General features: G+C 64.6%; 15 protein-coding genes. 6 read left to right on the forward strand and 9 right to left on the reverse strand.

Annotation, left to right across the window (positions count from 1 at the left end; translation table 11 throughout):
* Positions 1–70: 70 nt before the first annotated feature.
* Both rpsO and ACGLHR_RS34210 read right to left on the reverse strand, forming a co-directional pair.
* A complete protein-coding gene (gene rpsO / locus ACGLHR_RS34205; protein WP_006156843.1) occupies positions 71–343 on the reverse strand; it encodes a 30S ribosomal protein S15 in 273 nt (90 codons plus the stop codon).
* A 189-nt stretch (positions 344–532) separates the two neighbouring features.
* Positions 533–1,777 (reverse strand): branched-chain amino acid ABC transporter substrate-binding protein, encoded by a 1,245-nt coding sequence (locus tag ACGLHR_RS34210; protein ID WP_400099397.1) that lies wholly within the window; start codon positions 1,775–1,777, stop codon positions 533–535.
* Positions 1,778–1,995: 218 nt separating this feature from the next.
* On the opposite strand from ACGLHR_RS34210, the gene ACGLHR_RS34215 reads away from it, so the two are divergent.
* A complete protein-coding gene (locus tag ACGLHR_RS34215) occupies positions 1,996–2,523 on the forward strand; it encodes a hypothetical protein (protein ID WP_400099399.1) in 528 nt (175 codons plus the stop codon).
* 136 nt (positions 2,524–2,659) lie between these two features.
* Here ACGLHR_RS34215 and ACGLHR_RS34220 read toward each other — a convergent pair whose 3' ends face one another.
* From ACGLHR_RS34220 to ACGLHR_RS34250, 7 genes are all read right to left on the reverse strand, one after another.
* Positions 2,660–4,198, reverse strand: a complete 1,539-nt coding sequence (locus ACGLHR_RS34220) for a 2-isopropylmalate synthase (protein ID WP_267605992.1) — start codon at positions 4,196–4,198, stop codon at positions 2,660–2,662.
* Positions 4,199–4,577: 379 nt separating this feature from the next.
* Complete coding sequence (gene lysM, locus ACGLHR_RS34225; RefSeq protein ID WP_400099401.1) at positions 4,578–5,087, reverse strand: peptidoglycan-binding protein LysM; 510 nt, start codon at positions 5,085–5,087, stop codon at positions 4,578–4,580.
* A 145-nt stretch (positions 5,088–5,232) separates the two neighbouring features.
* On the reverse strand, positions 5,233–6,135 hold the full coding sequence (gene pssA / locus ACGLHR_RS34230) for a CDP-diacylglycerol--serine O-phosphatidyltransferase (RefSeq protein WP_400099403.1): 903 nt from the start codon (positions 6,133–6,135) through the stop codon (positions 5,233–5,235).
* A 43-nt stretch (positions 6,136–6,178) separates the two neighbouring features.
* Positions 6,179–6,823 carry a phosphatidylserine decarboxylase gene (locus tag ACGLHR_RS34235; RefSeq protein ID WP_318236436.1) on the reverse strand — a complete coding sequence of 215 codons (645 nt, stop codon included), beginning with the start codon at positions 6,821–6,823 and terminating at the stop codon, positions 6,179–6,181.
* Positions 6,824–6,976: 153 nt separating this feature from the next.
* Positions 6,977–7,993, reverse strand: a complete 1,017-nt coding sequence (ilvC, locus tag ACGLHR_RS34240; RefSeq protein WP_267605988.1) for a ketol-acid reductoisomerase — start codon at positions 7,991–7,993, stop codon at positions 6,977–6,979.
* Between the two features lie 97 nt (positions 7,994–8,090).
* Positions 8,091–8,582, reverse strand: coding sequence for an acetolactate synthase small subunit (gene ilvN / locus ACGLHR_RS34245; RefSeq protein ID WP_006156850.1), 492 nt, complete (start codon positions 8,580–8,582; stop codon positions 8,091–8,093).
* Complete coding sequence (locus ACGLHR_RS34250; protein WP_267605986.1) at positions 8,582–10,342, reverse strand: acetolactate synthase 3 catalytic subunit; 1,761 nt, start codon at positions 10,340–10,342, stop codon at positions 8,582–8,584. The genes ilvN and ACGLHR_RS34250 overlap by 1 nt, the downstream gene beginning before the upstream one ends.
* 369 nt (positions 10,343–10,711) lie before the next feature.
* Here ACGLHR_RS34250 and ACGLHR_RS34255 point away from each other — a divergent pair, with 369 nt between their 5' ends.
* The 5 genes from ACGLHR_RS34255 (at position 10,712) to ACGLHR_RS34275 (ending at position 14,214) form a co-directional block, all read left to right on the forward strand.
* The gene (locus ACGLHR_RS34255; protein WP_318236437.1) at positions 10,712–11,278 is read left to right on the forward strand and encodes an RNA polymerase sigma factor; all 567 of its coding nucleotides are present in this window, start codon (positions 10,712–10,714) and stop codon (positions 11,276–11,278) included.
* Positions 11,275–11,709, forward strand: a complete 435-nt coding sequence (locus ACGLHR_RS34260; protein ID WP_400099406.1) for a DUF3619 family protein — start codon at positions 11,275–11,277, stop codon at positions 11,707–11,709. The genes ACGLHR_RS34255 and ACGLHR_RS34260 overlap by 4 nt, the downstream gene beginning before the upstream one ends.
* A 2-nt stretch (positions 11,710–11,711) precedes the next feature.
* Complete coding sequence (locus tag ACGLHR_RS34265; protein ID WP_400099408.1) at positions 11,712–12,491, forward strand: DUF3106 domain-containing protein; 780 nt, start codon at positions 11,712–11,714, stop codon at positions 12,489–12,491.
* A 173-nt stretch (positions 12,492–12,664) separates the two neighbouring features.
* Positions 12,665–13,231 (forward strand): RDD family protein, encoded by a 567-nt coding sequence (locus ACGLHR_RS34270; protein WP_318236439.1) that lies wholly within the window; start codon positions 12,665–12,667, stop codon positions 13,229–13,231.
* Positions 13,228–14,214 carry an esterase/lipase family protein gene (locus ACGLHR_RS34275; protein WP_400099410.1) on the forward strand — a complete coding sequence of 329 codons (987 nt, stop codon included), beginning with the start codon at positions 13,228–13,230 and terminating at the stop codon, positions 14,212–14,214. Before ACGLHR_RS34270 ends, ACGLHR_RS34275 begins: the two co-directional genes overlap by 4 nt.
* The last annotated feature ends 170 nt before the right edge of the window (positions 14,215–14,384 follow it).

Raw genomic sequence — 14,384 nt, forward strand, 5'->3', positions numbered from 1 at the left:
AGGCATTAGTGGCTCACGCGAAGGCGTGCAGTGCATCCATTCGTGCTGCCATCCGGACGATCCTGGCTGCTTACTTACGCAGGCCGAGCTTCTCGATCAGCGAACGATAACGGTCGGCATCGTTGGCCTTGAGGTAGTCCAGCAGGCGACGACGACGGCTCACCATGCGCAGCAGACCGCGGCGGCTGTGGTGATCCTTCATGTTGGCCTTGAAGTGGGGGGTCAGTTCGTTGATGCGGGTGGTCAGCAGAGCGACCTGGACTTCGGGGCTACCCGTGTCGTTGGCGGCACGCGCGAACTGCTTGATGACTTCGGTTTTGCTGCTGATTTGGGCTTCTGCCATGGTGATTTCCTTTTCACTTGCGAACACTACAGCACGAAATGTGCCGTATGCGTCGTGCCTTGTGCGTGTCTTACATACAGGCAACTGTCTCGCCGGGCTGGTTTTGGCAACCGGCTGGCTATGACAGCGGGCGATTATAACGGAAAACGGGCTGGGGATGGCGTTTGCGGCAACGCAGGCCCGGAACTGCTAGAAACGCTCCATCTTGCAGGTCGTGGGCAACATGGTCTGCGCCGACTTGAGCTTCTTCACCGTGCGAAAGCCGTATCCCGACCCCTCGTTGTCAAAGCGCACGTCGCCGCCCTGCTTCTCCATCACCGACACGTAGAGCGGCTGCAGCACCTGGTGGTCATCTGCACGGATCGTCGCATCATGGAAGTCGTTGACGTAGCGCATGCCTTCCAGCGCACGCGCCACCTTGACCGCGTCGGTCGAGCCCGCCTGCTCGATGGCCCGGGCCAGCATCTCCACCATCATCTGCATGCGCAGGTGAACGTAGTCGTCCTGGGGCTCCGGGTAACGCGCGCGGAAGGCCTGGTAGAACGCGTCCGACGCCGCGCCGCCCACATTGGGATGCCACTCCGCGACCGCCAGCACACGCCCTACCCCGGCGTCTCCCATGGCCGCCGGTGCGCCCAGGCCATTGCCGTAGAAGGTGTAGAACTTGGCGTTCAGCCCGCCTTCGCGCGCGGCCTTGATCATCAGGGTGAGATCGTTGCCCCAGTTGCCCGTGATCACCGCATCCGCGCCGCTGGCCTTGATCTTGGCAATATACGGGGCGAAGTCCTTGATCTTGCCGATCGGATGGAACTCGTCGCCCACGATGTGCAGCTCGGGGCGCTTGGCCGCCAGCATCTCGCGCGCCGAACGCGACACCTGATGGCCAAAACTGTAGTCCTGGTCGATCAGGTAGACGCGCCGCACGCTCTTATCGGCACGGATGACCTCGGTCAGGGCCTGCATGCGCATGTCGGCGCTGGCATCGAAGCGGAAGTGCCAGAAGCTGCACCCCTCATTGGTCAGCGTGGGATCGACCGCCGAGTAATTCAGGAAGAGCACGCGGGCATCGGGCTGCCGGCTGTTGTGCCGGTTGATCGCGCCTACCAGCGCGCCGGCCACCGCCGAGCTGTTGCCCTGCAGGACAAAGGGAATGCGCTTGTCCACCAGCCCGCGCAACTGGATCAGGCTCTCGTCGACATTGCCCTTGCTATCGAAGGTAACGAGCTCGAAGGGCCGCGCGCCTTCCGCCGTCTTGACGCCGCCGCGCGCATTGACCCGGTCAATGGCGATCCGCAGGTTGCGCACCACCGCGTCGCCCGCGTTGGCAAAGGGGCCGGACAACCCTTCGATCATGCCGAGACGGATCGGCTCCTGCGCCCCGGCGCTCGCCGCCACCGCCAGCAAACAGCCCGCCAGCCATCGTTTAGCCCACATCGAGTGATCTCCCGCCAAAGCGCTGCATGGTAAGCCAGGGCCCCAGCCTAGGCAAATCGGATCGCGCTCGCGGCAAAACGGGCAATTGGGCGAGGATGGCTGCGCCATGCCACCGCTTGCCTGCAAAAGCCGGCACGTGCCACATAAGACGCACACAACTTTTGTGCGCCGCTACACTCTCAGTCCATATCACCACAAATTTCAAGAAGAGGACCGCAATGAAAGCCTCATCGCGCCGTGCCGCCCGGTGGCTCGTGCTAGCAACAGCCGCAGCCATCCTGCCGGCCTGCTCGGTGCTGCAACCGGTCAAAGTCGGCCAGGACATGGTGGGCGCGCCGGAAGCTGCCGTACAAGCCCGCTTCGGCACGCCAACCGATACCTACCAGCTAGCCGACGGCACGCAGCGCTGGATCTATTCGAAGCAGCCTTTCGGACGTCAGGCCTATGCAGCGGACTTCGACCGCAGCGGCCATCTCACCACGTTCCGCCAGATGCTGCAGACCAACGAGCTCTACAAGGCGAAGGTCGACGTCTGGACCAGGCTGGACGTGGAGCAGCACTTCGGCAAGCCCCGCGAGCCCACGCAGTATTTCCCACTAATGAAGCGCGAAGTGTGGTCTTACCGCTTCCTCCACGAGGACAACTGGCCGTCGATGTTCAATTTCTATTTTGACGATGGCGGCGTGCTGCGCCAGACCCAGATCACGCCGGACCCGCTCGCCGACCCTGACAGAAGGCGCCGCTGAAGCGCGGACGCGGCAAGGCCGAGGGGCGAGGGGCGAGCGGAAATGCAAAAAGCCCGCCGTCATCCTCGTGGGAATGCGGCGGGCCGATTCAAGCCCCGCGGCCGGATGGGCCGCGGGCTTACCAGTCAGATCGCGATCAGATCTGCGGGTTGATCTTCTGCACGGCTTTGTCGTGCAGCTTGTTCAGCGCGGCCAGGTAGGCCTTGGCCGACGCGGCCACGATATCGGGATCGGTGCCCACGCCGTTGACGATGCGCCCGCCTTTGGACAAGCGGACCGTGACTTCGCCCTGGGCCTGCGTGCCGGCGGTGATGGCATTGACCGAATACAGCACCAGTTCGGCGCCGCTGGCAACCTTGCCCTCGATGGCGTGGAGCGTGGCATCGACCGGCCCGTTGCCCTCGCCTTCGCCCGTCACCTCCTGGCCATCCATGTTGAACACCACGCGCGCATGCGGGCGCTCGCCGGTCTCGGAGTGCTGCGACAGCGAGATAAAGCGGAAGTGCTCGTTGACGTCGTGCGCCTCGTCGGAAACGATGGCCATGATGTCTTCGTCGAAAATCTCGGACTTCTGGTCAGCCAGTTCCTTGAAGCGGGTGAACGCGGCATTGACCTCGCCCTCGCTCTCCAGCTCGATGCCGAGCTCCTGCAGGCGTTGCTTGAACGCATTGCGGCCTGAGAGCTTGCCCAGCACGATCTTGTTGGCGGTCCAGCCCACGTCTTCCGCGCGCATGATCTCGTAGGTATCGCGCGCCTTGAGCACGCCATCCTGGTGGATGCCCGAAGCATGCGCGAAGGCGTTGGCGCCCACCACGGCCTTGTTGGGCTGCACCACGAAGCCGGTGATCTGCGACACCAGCTTGGAGGCCGGCACGATCTGGGTGGTATCCACGCCGACGTCCAGGTCGAAGTAGTCGCGGCGCGTCTTGACCGCCATCACCACTTCTTCCAGGCTGGTATTGCCGGCACGCTCGCCGAGGCCGTTGATGGTGCACTCGACCTGGCGCGCGCCACCGAGCTTGACCGCCGCCAGCGAGTTGGCAACCGCCATGCCAAGGTCATTGTGGCAATGCACGGACCAGATGGCCTTGTCGGAATTGGGGATGCGCTCGCGCACCGAGCGGATCAGGCCCGCGTAGCCTTCCGGCACGGCGTAGCCCACCGTATCCGGCAGGTTGATGGTGGTGGCGCCTTCCTTGATCACGCCTTCAAGCACGCGGCACAGGAAATCCATATCCGAGCGGCTGCCATCTTCGGGCGAGAATTCGATATCGTCGGTGAACTGGCGCGCAAAGCGCACCGCCTGGATGGCTTGCTCGAACACCTGGTCCGGCGTCATGCGCAGCTTCTTTTCCATATGCAGCGCCGAGGTGGCGATGAAGGTATGGATGCGGAAGGCGTTGGCCGGCTTGAGCGCCTCGGCGGCGCGGGCGATATCCCGGTCGTTGGCGCGGGCCAGCGAGCAGATGGTCGAATCCTTGACGACCTGTGCAATGGAGCGGATCGCCTCGAAGTCGCCGTTGGAGCTGGCGGCAAAGCCCGCCTCGATCACGTCGACCTTGAGGCGCTCCAGCTGGCGCGCGATACGGATCTTTTCCTCGCGGGTCATGGAGGCGCCGGGCGACTGTTCGCCGTCGCGCAAGGTGGTGTCGAAAATGATGAGTTTGTCGGACATGGGTGGGGCTCCTGGGCTTACTTTTGTATTTGGCGAATCAAGTTACTGTTTCGGCATCCGCCGTTTCGTTTTGCTGTGCTGCTGTATGCGTGCTGAATGCAAAACGCCCCGGCGTGCAGTGATGCAGGCCGGGGCGTTTATAAATCCTGTGTGACTTTACGCGAGGGGCTTGGCTTCCCTCAGCGCGAACGCGTCCCGACCTGATGGCCTAGTAGGCCACCTAGAATGGTGCGGGCGAGTAGGGCTTGGCGCGAAATCATGTGAGCGACTATAGCCGAGAAGCCGGGCGCGCGCAATATGGATGCGTTAATCGGGCCGATAGCCGAGAAGCCGAAAAAGGCAGGCCCAGGGGGCGGCCAAGTCCCCTGGGCGCCGGGCGTCAGGCCTGGGGCGGGATACGCAGCTTCTGGCCTGGGTAGATCTTGTCCGGATGCGTCAGCATCGGCTCGTTGGCCTCGAAGATCGCGGTGTACAGCGCGCCGTTGCCGTAGGCCGTCTGGGAAATCGCCCACAGGGTGTCGCCCTTGACCACGGTGTGCCAGGTCGATTCGGTGGAGTCGACATTGACCGACATCTTGTCATCGACCTTGTCCACGCCTTGCACGTTGCCGCAACACAGGATGATCTTCTCGCGGGTGGCCTGGTCCGGCGCCACGCCGAATACCGTCACCAGCCCCTGCGAGCCGTCCACCTGCACCATCAGTCCGGTGGCATCGAGGTTCATCTGCTTGATGTAGCCCTCGATGGCATCGCCGGCGGCGCGGTTGGCCGCATCGGCATCGGCGTCCGCCGCCGGCGCATCGGCCGGAGCCGCAGCGGGCGCGGCCTGCGCTGCACTCCCGCCAAACAGTTTCTCTCCTGCTTCCTTGATGAAGTCGAGCATGCCCATGAGAACCTCCAGTGATAAGTGGACAACAAGGGGACTACAGTACAACCGTGGCTACAGTGAACCACGACAATCGCCACGGCAAGCGCGGCATCCTGGAAAACAAATGTAAAAAAAGGCGCCGTAGCGCCTTTTCACCGACCTGCGATCAGGAACGATCGTTCCCGCCGTCCCGCACCTTGCGGATCTCGGCGGGCTTGCCATGCAGCGCATGCCAGCCCCACAGCAGGTAGCCGGAGATGGCATAGGCCACGAACAGGCCAAACAAGGCAACCGGCGGATCCGTGGAAACCACCACGAACAGCACCAGCACGAGCACCATCATGCCGAAGGGCACGCGGTAGCGCACGTCGAGCGCCTTGCCGCTGTAGAACGGCGCATTGGACACCATCGACAGCCCGGCGTACAGCGTGATGCCGAACGCCACCCACGGCATCCACAGTTCCTTGACCGGCAGCTTGTTGTCGATCACCAGCCAGACGAACCCGGCCACCAGCGCCGCCGCCGCCGGGCTGGGCAGCCCCTGGAAGAAGCGCTTGTCGACCACGCCGATGTTGGCATTGAAGCGCGCCAGCCGCAGCGCGGCGCAGGTGCAGTACACAAAGGCGGCGATCCAGCCCCACTTGCCCAGGTCGTGCAGGATCCACTCATACATCACCAGCGCCGGGGCCACGCCGAACGAGGTCATGTCCGACAACGAATCGTACTGCTCGCCGAACGCGCTCTGGGTGTTGGTGATGCGCGCAACGCGCCCGTCCATGCCGTCCAGCACCATCGCGGCGAAGATGGCGATGGCCGCGCTGTCAAAGCGCATGTTCATGGCCTGCACGATGGCAAAGAAGCCAGCGAACAGCGCCGCGGTGGTGAACGCGTTGGGCAGCAGGTAGATGCCGCGCCGGCGCGGACGCACGTACTCGACGTCGTGATCGTCCCCGGCTTCGTCGTCGAAGTCTTCGGACTCGTTGCCACGCAACTGGTTGTGGCGGAAAGGACGCAAGTTGGTCACGTTGCCATTGGTAACGCGCTTGTTGCGTCGGTTGAAAGCACCCATGCCTGTTCTCCAGTGGGTCTGATCTGTTCCGGCGTCGCCGGATTCAATCCAGCTCAGCCAGGATGGTCGACGTGGCCGACACCTTCTCGCCGATGGTGACGCGCGGGCGCGCATCCACCGGCAGGTAGACATCGACACGCGAGCCAAAGCGGATGAAGCCATAGCGCTGGCCGCGCGACAGCGTCTCGCCGACGCGGGTGTAGCAGAGGATGCGGCGGGCCACCAGGCCGGCCACCTGTACCAGGGTCACCACCTTGCCGTCTGCGGCACGGCGGATGACCACGGCGTTGCGTTCGTTCTCGAGCGAGGCCTTGTCGAGGTCGGCGTTGACGAACTTGCCGGGGAAATACTCGACCTTCTCTACCTTGCCGTCCACGGACACCCGGTTGGAGTGTACGTTGAACACGTTCATGAAGACGCTGATCTTCAGCGCCTCGCGGCCCGCGAAGGGGTCCATGGTCTTCTCGACCACCACGATGCGGCCATCGGCGGGCGCCAGGACGGCGTTCGGCTGGGTGGGAATGGGCCGCGGCGGATCACGGAAAAACTGCAGCACAAACAGTGTAATGATCCACAGCGGCAAGGCCCACCAGAAGCCGGCGCTGACCTGCACCAGCAGCGAGATGACAAAGGCGCCGGCCAGGAACGGCCAGCCTTCACGGGCGATCAGCGGATGAGGATAGTTCATGCAATGCTTACTTGGTGGATAAAGTCTGACAAGGATAACAAAAAGCCGTTCAGCCCCCGCCTGAACAACCCCTCGAGAGGGGAATTGTGCGGATGGCTGAACGGCTGCGGCCCGCGCCGTCAGGAGCAGCGGGCCGTCGGGCTGTAGTACAGCTTAGTTCTTCGACTGGTCGACCAGCTTGTTCTTTGCGATCCAGGGCATCATGGCGCGCAGCTTGGCACCCACTTCTTCGATCTGGTGCTCAGCGGTCAGGCGGCGGCGCGAGATCAGGGTCGGCGCGCCGGCCTTGTTCTCGAGCAGGAAGCTCTTGGCGTACTCGCCGGTCTGGATGTCGGTCAGGCATTGCTTCATGGCCTTCTTGGTCTCCTCGGTCACGACGCGCGGGCCGGTGACGTATTCGCCGTATTCAGCGTTGTTGGAGATCGAGTAGTTCATGTTGGCGATGCCGCCTTCATAGATCAGGTCGACGATCAGCTTGAGTTCGTGCAGGCACTCGAAGTAGGCCATTTCCGGCGCATAGCCGGCTTCCACCAGCGTCTCGAAGCCAGCCTTGATCAGCTCGACGGTACCGCCGCACAGCACGGCTTGCTCGCCGAACAGGTCGGTTTCGGTTTCTTCGCGGAAGTTGGTTTCGATGATGCCGGCGCGGCCGCCGCCGTTGGCGGTAGCGTACGACAGGGCGATGTCACGGGCAGCGCCGGACTTGTCCTGGTGCACGGCGATCAGGTGGGGCACGCCGCCGCCTTGCGCGTAGGTCGAACGCACCGTGTGGCCCGGGGCCTTCGGGGCGATCATGATGACGTCGAGGTCGGCGCGCGGGATCACGGCACCGTAGTGCACGTTGAAGCCGTGGGCGAAGGCCAGTGCGGCGCCTTGCTTGATGTTGTCGTGCACTTCGTTCTTGTACACGTCGGCGATCTGCTCGTCCGGCAGCAGGATCATGACCACGTCGGCTTCCTTGACCGCGTCAGCCACTTCCTTGACTTGCAGGCCAGCGTTGACGGCCTTGTTCCACGATGCGCCGCTCTTGCGCAGGCCAACGGTGACCTTGACGCCCGAGTCGTTCAGGTTTTGCGCGTGGGCATGGCCTTGCGAGCCGTAGCCGATGATGGTGACGTTCTTGCCCTTGATCAGGGAGAGGTCGGCGTCCTTGTCGTAAAACACTTTCATGATCGTTCCTTCAGTCTTTCGTTTTCGTGTGTCGGGTTGGCGGCCACCGCCCGGCTAGTGCCGGCACCGGCGCCGCCCTTGGATACTGCAATCAGGTTCAGACCTTCAGGATGCGCTCGCCGCGGCCAATGCCCGAGCCGCCGGTACGGACGGTCTCGAGGATGGCGGCGCGGTCGATGGCGTCCAGGAAGGCATCCAGCTTGCCGCCGTTGCCGGTCAGCTCGATGGTGTAGGTCTTCTCGGTGACGTCGATGATGCGGCCGCGGAAGATGTCGGCGGTACGCTTCATTTCCTCGCGCTCCTTGCCGACCGCGCGCACCTTCACGAGCATCAGCTCGCGCTCGATGTGCGCGCCTTCGGTCAGGTCCACCACCTTGACCACTTCCACCAGGCGGTTCAGGTGCTTGGTGATCTGCTCGATGATGTCGTCCGAACCGCTGGTGACGATCGTCATGCGCGACAGCGAGGCGTCTTCGGTGGGGGCCACCGTCAGCGTCTCGATGTTGTAGCCGCGCGCCGAGAACAGGCCAACCACGCGCGACAGCGCGCCCGGTTCATTTTCCAGCAGGACCGAAATGATATGTCGCATTACAGGTCCTCCGCGCCAAGCAGCATCTCGGAGATGCCCTTGCCGGCCTGGACCATCGGCCACACGTTTTCAGTCGGGTCGGTCTGGAAATCGAGGAACACGGTACGGTCTTTGAGGCGGAAGGCTTCGCGCAGGGCGGGCTCGACGTCGGCCGTCTTCTCGACGCGCATGCCGATATGGCCATAAGCCTCGGCCAGCTTGACGAAGTCGGGCAGCGCGTCCATGTAGGAATGCGAGTAACGGTTGTCGTACTCGATTTCCTGCCACTGGCGCACCATGCCGAGGTAGCGGTTGTTGAGCGCGCAGATCTTCACCGGGGTGTCGTACTGCAGGCAGGTCGACAGTTCCTGGATGCACATCTGGATCGAGCCTTCGCCGGTGATGGTCACCACTTCCTTCTCGGGGAAGGCTTTCTTGATGCCCATGGCGTACGGCAGGCCCACGCCCATCGTGCCCAGGCCACCGGAATTGATCCAGCGGCGCGGCTCGTCGAACTTGTAGAACTGCGCGGCCCACATCTGGTGCTGGCCCACGTCCGAGCAGACGAAGGCGTCGCCGTGAGTCAGTTCCCAGATCTTCTCCACCACGTACTGCGGCTTGATGATCTCGGAGGTGCGGTCGTACTTCAGGCAGTCCACCGAACGCCACTGCTCGATCTGCTCCCACCACTTGGCCAGGGCCTCGCGCTTGGGCTTGACGTCGCTGGCCTGCAGCTGGGAGATCAGCTCCTGCAGCACATCCTTGACGTGGCCCACGATGGGAATGTCGACCTTGACGCGCTTCGAGATGGAAGACGGATCGATGTCGATATGGATGATCTTGCGCGGCTGCGAGGTGAAGTGCGCCGGATTGCCGATCACGCGATCGTCGAAACGCGCCCCGATGGCGATCAGCACGTCACAGTTCTGCATGGCCATGTTGGCTTCATACGTGCCGTGCATGCCGAGCATGCCGACGAACTGCTTGCTGGTGCCGGGGAACGAGCCGAGGCCCATCAGCGTGTTGGTGACCGGATGCCCGGTCAGCGCGGCAAGCTGGCGCAGCTCGTCGCTGGCGTTGGCCAGGACCACGCCGCCACCTGCGTAGATGAACGGCCGCTCGGCGCCCTGCAACAGCGCGAGCGCCTTGCGGATCTGGCCCGAATGGCCCTTGTTCACCGGGTTGTACGAGCGCATGTCGATCGACTTGGGATACTCGTACTTGCAGGAATTGCGGGAAACGTCCTTGGGAATATCGACGACAACGGGGCCGGGACGGCCGGTCGCGGCAATATAGAACGCCTTCTTGATGGTCGCGGCGAGATCGCGGACGTCCTTGACCAGGAAGTTGTGCTTGACGATGGGGCGGGTGATGCCGACCGTGTCGCATTCCTGGAAAGCATCCTGGCCGATAGCGTGCGTCGGCACGTTACCGGTGATGATCACCATCGGGATCGAGTCCAGGTAGGCCGTGGCAATGCCCGTCACCGCATTGGTGACGCCGGGACCGGAGGTCACCAGGGCGCAGCCCACCTTGCCGGTCGCACGTGCATAGCCGTCTGCGGCATGAACCGCGGCCTGCTCGTGGCGCACCAGGATGTGCTCGATCTTCTTTTGCTTGTAAAACTCGTCGTAGATATACAGCACTGCGCCGCCGGGGTAGCCCCAGACGTACTCGACGCCTTCTTCGGCAAGTGCGTGAACGAGAATTTCCGCCCCGATCATTTCGGGTGCGGCGGATGAATTGCTGTCTGCGTGGAATTCCGCGCTGGGCATGTTCATTTTAGTCCTTTGCAATTTTCGGCAAAAAATTGTTCGGATGCTCTCTACCGGGCTTGTGGCACGGGTTCAAGCGGTGCGCGTCTGCATGATAGACCGCCTCATAAGCGGCCGAATGAGACAACCACTGATGTCGTGTGAACCCGCGATGATACTGGATTGGATCGGGCTGGTCTACGGGCTTTTTTTGTCCAGGGGGCATCGCGCCATCCGCCAAACGCCAGCACCACACCCTGAGCCTGAATGACCACAAGAGAGAACAAGGATGGTCACCGGGGGGGTTATTTGCTAGCATCCCACCATTTTGGACGTGCAAGAAGCCCTACCCTGCACATCCACCGGCCACGGCCCCACCGTCTGTACCCCGCCTGCATGGCAACCGATCAGGAACTATCCGACTTTCTCGCCAGCGTCGAGCGGCGCGCCTTCAAACAGGCCGTGTTTGCGGTGCGCGACGACGAAGCCGCCCTGGACATCGTCCAGGACGCAATGATCAAGCTCGCCGAAAAATACGGCGACAAGAACGCCGCCGAACTCGCGCCGCTGTTCCAGCGCATACTGCAAAACACGATCCACGACTGGTTCCGCCGCCAGAAAGTACGCAATACCTGGGTCACCCTGTTTTCCAACCTGCGCGACGACCGCGAAGGCGAGGATAATGACCTGCTCGACACTTTCGAGGCCGAAATCGGCTCCGAATCTGCCGAAAGCAGCGCCGACAAGGTGGAACGCGCCCAGACCATGCACATCATCGAACAGGAGATCCAGCGCCTGCCGACACGTCAACGCGAAGCCTTCCTGATGCGTTACTGGGAGGATATGGACGTCGCGGAAACGGCTGCTGTCATGGGATGCTCCGAAGGCAGCGTCAAGACGCACTGTTCCCGTGCCACGCACACACTGGCGCAGGCATTGCGAGCGCGGGGGGTCCGACTATGAGCACCAGAAACGAAAAAGAAATCAACGAACGCCGCCTGGCACACGAGATCCGCACGGCACTAGATGCCTCTGCGAATGCGTTGCCGGACAATGTGACCGATCGGCTTGCCGCCGCGCGGCGGACTGCGCTGTCTCGCAAGAAGGCGCAAGCCGCCATCGCCGTGCCGCAACTGGCCTCGGCCGGGATGCCCACGCTCTCTTTCGACGAGGACGATTCGGCACTCCACCGCGCGGGCTTCTGGCTGCGCCGTCTTGGGCTGGTATGGACGCTGGTGGCGCTGGCCGCCGGGCTGGCGGGCATCTACCACTGGCAGCAGCAAAAGCGCGTCGATGAGCTGGCGGATGTGGACGCGGCGATGCTGCTCGACGACCTCCCGCCGACGGCCTACGCGGATCAGGGCTTCCACGTGTTCCTGAAGCGCGGTCAGTAGGCATGGCCCGCGCTGACTTCAACCCCGACGCACCGCGCCGGCGGCTGGCAGCCTTGCTGCTGGCCGGCCTGGCCACCGCCACGACGATCTGGTCCCTGGTTCCGGCCACTTGCCAGGCGCAGGGCGGCCACGCTGGCAGCGCGCCCGCTGCCAGCGTGGCCAATGCGCACCCGACCTGGAACGAGCTCAACGCCGTCCAGCAGCGCGTGCTCGCGCCGCTGGCAGGCGAGTGGAACAATTTCCCCGAGCTCAACCGGCGCAAATGGCTGCAGATTGCGGAGCGATACGAGAAGTTTTCGCCCGCCGAGCAGGCGCGCCTGCAGACCCGCATGACCGAATGGGTCAAGATGACGCCCCAGCAGCGGCGCCTGGCGCGCGAAAACTACCAGATCACGCGTTCGCTGCCCGCGCAGAAAAAGGCCGAGGCCTGGGACAAGTACCAGCAACTGCCGGAAGAGCAGAAAAAGAACCTGGCGGCCGCCGAGAAAGTGCCGCGCCGTCCCGGCGCGGTCAGCGCCCTGCCCTCCGGCAAGCGCCTGCCCGCCGAGACCGCCCGGCAACTGCACCTGGAAAAGAAGGCACCCGCCGGCGCCACATCGACCAGCGCGCGCTCGCGCGTGCGCGATGCCGGCACGCCGGCGGCGGAATCCCATGCCGCCATGCCAGGCGCCACCGCCGGCGCACCGGTGCCGACAGTGGACACGCCGCGCGAGGCTGCCACCGAGGCCACGGCCAGCAGCACCGGCGCTACCGCCAGTCCCGACGAGCCGGTGCGCCGCTGAACCGCTGCGCGGTTGTCCGGCCTCGCCCCCCCACGCAAGCTACCCGCCCCACGCGCGCTTTGGCATAATGCCGCTTGCGCCGGCCTGGCCGCGCTCGCTTGCTGCCTCGCGGCCCGGCCCTCTCTGCCAGGCCTTGCCCTCCTCCGGCCTTACGGCCTTACCGCCTTATCGCCATGCCCGCCGTGACCACGCCCAAACCCAACGCCAAGCCGGCCGCATCCGCTGCGCCGGCTAGTCCTCCACGTCCGGCCGAGGCACCGACGATCCGCCGCCGCATCGCCTGCATGCTGTACGAGGGCGTGCTGCTGTTCGGCGTGCTGAGCGCCTCGACGGGGGTCTACCTGCTAGCGCGCCCGGCGCTGCAGCAGCTTGGGCTGGACGGCCCGTTCACGATGCAGTGCTGGAGCTTCCTGGTGCTGGGCTGCTACTTCGTCTGGTTCTGGCAGCGCAACGGGCAGACGCTTGCCATGCAGACCTGGCGCATGCGGGTTGAGACGGCCGCGGGCGTGCCTCCGCGCTGGCCACAGGCCACGCTGCGCTACCTGCTGGCATGGCTGTGGCTGCCGCCTTCGGCGGCGCTCGGGCATCTGCTCGGCCTGGTCAAAGGCCCGTTCGTCGGCGTGCTGTGCGCCGGCCTGCTGGCCTGGGTCCTGCTGGCCCTGCTCGACCCCAGGCGGCAGTTCCTGCACGACCGCCTGGCCCGCACCCGCCTGACCGACCTGCGCCCGCCCAAGCCATGAACCTGTCGGCCGCCGCCTTGCGCCGCATCGCGGTGGCATTGCAGGCCGCCGTGGCGCTGGGCTGCGCCGCCGAACTCCACGCCTGGCACGGCTGGCCCCTGGCCGCGGGACTGCTGGCCGGCATTGGCGTGGTGCTGGCGATACTGGGGCTGTCCGTTGCCGGCGCCTTTGCCTTTACATTGCGCGGCCTCGGCGAGCCCGCGGCGACACGCCCCCCGATCCCTGCTGCCCAGGAAGCCACCCGGCCGGCCCGCTTGACGCCATGGCAGGCGCTGGCCTGCTACCTGCGCGAATACGCTGCCGTGTTCCGGATGTTCAACTGGCTGCAGCCCTTCTGCGCGCACCGCCGCTTGCGCCCGGCCAAGGACCCGTTCTTGCGCCCCCCGCTGCTGCTGGTGCACGGCTACGGCTGCAACCACGCGGTCTGGCTCGACATGCAGCCAGCGCTGGCGGCGGCCGGCTACCACTGCGAAGCGATCGACCTGGACCCGGTCTTCGGCGACATCGACCAATACGCCCTCGAAGTGCGCGCCGCCATCGCGCGCATCGCCGCCACCACCGGCCAGCCACCACTGCTGCTCTGCCACAGCATGGGCGGCCTGGCCGCGCGCGCCGCGCTGGCGGGACGCGGCAAGCCCCCGCCCTGCCGCGGCATCGTCACGTTGGGCACCCCGCATCACGGTAGCGTGCTGGCGCGCTATGGCAGGGGCTTCAATGCCCGGCAGATGCGCTGCGGGAGCGCCTGGCTGCGAGCGCTGGCCGCGCGGGAGATGCGGCTAGCGCCCCGGCAGCGCGTGGCGCTGGTGTCGATCTTTAGCTGGCATGACTCGATTTCCGGGCCGAGGGGGACCTCCTGGCTGGAGGGGGCGCGGCATATCGCGCTTGGCGGGATTGGGCATGTCAGTTTGTTGCGGCATCCGGTGGCTACGCAGGCGGTTTTGCGGGCGTTGGCGGAGTTGTCGGAGGTGGCGCCGGCTTCTTGATTGCGGGGGGCTGGGGGCTGGGGGCGTGGGTGGGGTTTTGATGCCTCTAGCCCCGCTGACGCGGGTGGGTCTCTTGTGGGCGGGGTTTTCGCTCTTCTAGCTGCTGGCGCGGCTGGGCGGTGTTGCCGTTTTAGAACGTGTGAGATGTCACTTTTCTTTACTCGTAAAGA

This window comes from Cupriavidus sp. CuC1, from assembly GCF_044627735.1.
GTDB classification, from domain to species: Bacteria; Pseudomonadota; Gammaproteobacteria; order Burkholderiales; family Burkholderiaceae; genus Cupriavidus; species Cupriavidus ulmosensis.

Coding starts and splice junctions, on each gene's coding strand:
- pssA (WP_400099403.1), bottom strand. CDS start 6,135: ATGGGTGCTTTCAACCGACGCAACAAGCGCGTTACCAATGGCAACGTG.
- ACGLHR_RS34260 (WP_400099406.1), top strand. CDS start 11,275: ATGAGCACCAGAAACGAAAAAGAAATCAACGAACGCCGCCTGGCACAC.
- ACGLHR_RS34215 (WP_400099399.1), top strand. CDS start 1,996: ATGAAAGCCTCATCGCGCCGTGCCGCCCGGTGGCTCGTGCTAGCAACA.
- ACGLHR_RS34270 (WP_318236439.1), top strand. CDS start 12,665: ATGCCCGCCGTGACCACGCCCAAACCCAACGCCAAGCCGGCCGCATCC.
- ACGLHR_RS34220 (WP_267605992.1), bottom strand. CDS start 4,198: ATGTCCGACAAACTCATCATTTTCGACACCACCTTGCGCGACGGCGAA.
- lysM (WP_400099401.1), bottom strand. CDS start 5,087: ATGGGCATGCTCGACTTCATCAAGGAAGCAGGAGAGAAACTGTTTGGC.
- ACGLHR_RS34265 (WP_400099408.1), top strand. CDS start 11,712: ATGGCCCGCGCTGACTTCAACCCCGACGCACCGCGCCGGCGGCTGGCA.
- ACGLHR_RS34255 (WP_318236437.1), top strand. CDS start 10,712: ATGGCAACCGATCAGGAACTATCCGACTTTCTCGCCAGCGTCGAGCGG.
- ACGLHR_RS34210 (WP_400099397.1), bottom strand. CDS start 1,777: ATGTGGGCTAAACGATGGCTGGCGGGCTGTTTGCTGGCGGTGGCGGCG.
- ACGLHR_RS34235 (WP_318236436.1), bottom strand. CDS start 6,823: ATGAACTATCCTCATCCGCTGATCGCCCGTGAAGGCTGGCCGTTCCTG.
- ACGLHR_RS34250 (WP_267605986.1), bottom strand. CDS start 10,342: ATGAACATGCCCAGCGCGGAATTCCACGCAGACAGCAATTCATCCGCC.
- ilvC (WP_267605988.1), bottom strand. CDS start 7,993: ATGAAAGTGTTTTACGACAAGGACGCCGACCTCTCCCTGATCAAGGGC.
- ACGLHR_RS34275 (WP_400099410.1), top strand. CDS start 13,228: ATGAACCTGTCGGCCGCCGCCTTGCGCCGCATCGCGGTGGCATTGCAG.
- rpsO (WP_006156843.1), bottom strand. CDS start 343: ATGGCAGAAGCCCAAATCAGCAGCAAAACCGAAGTCATCAAGCAGTTC.
- ilvN (WP_006156850.1), bottom strand. CDS start 8,582: ATGCGACATATCATTTCGGTCCTGCTGGAAAATGAACCGGGCGCGCTG.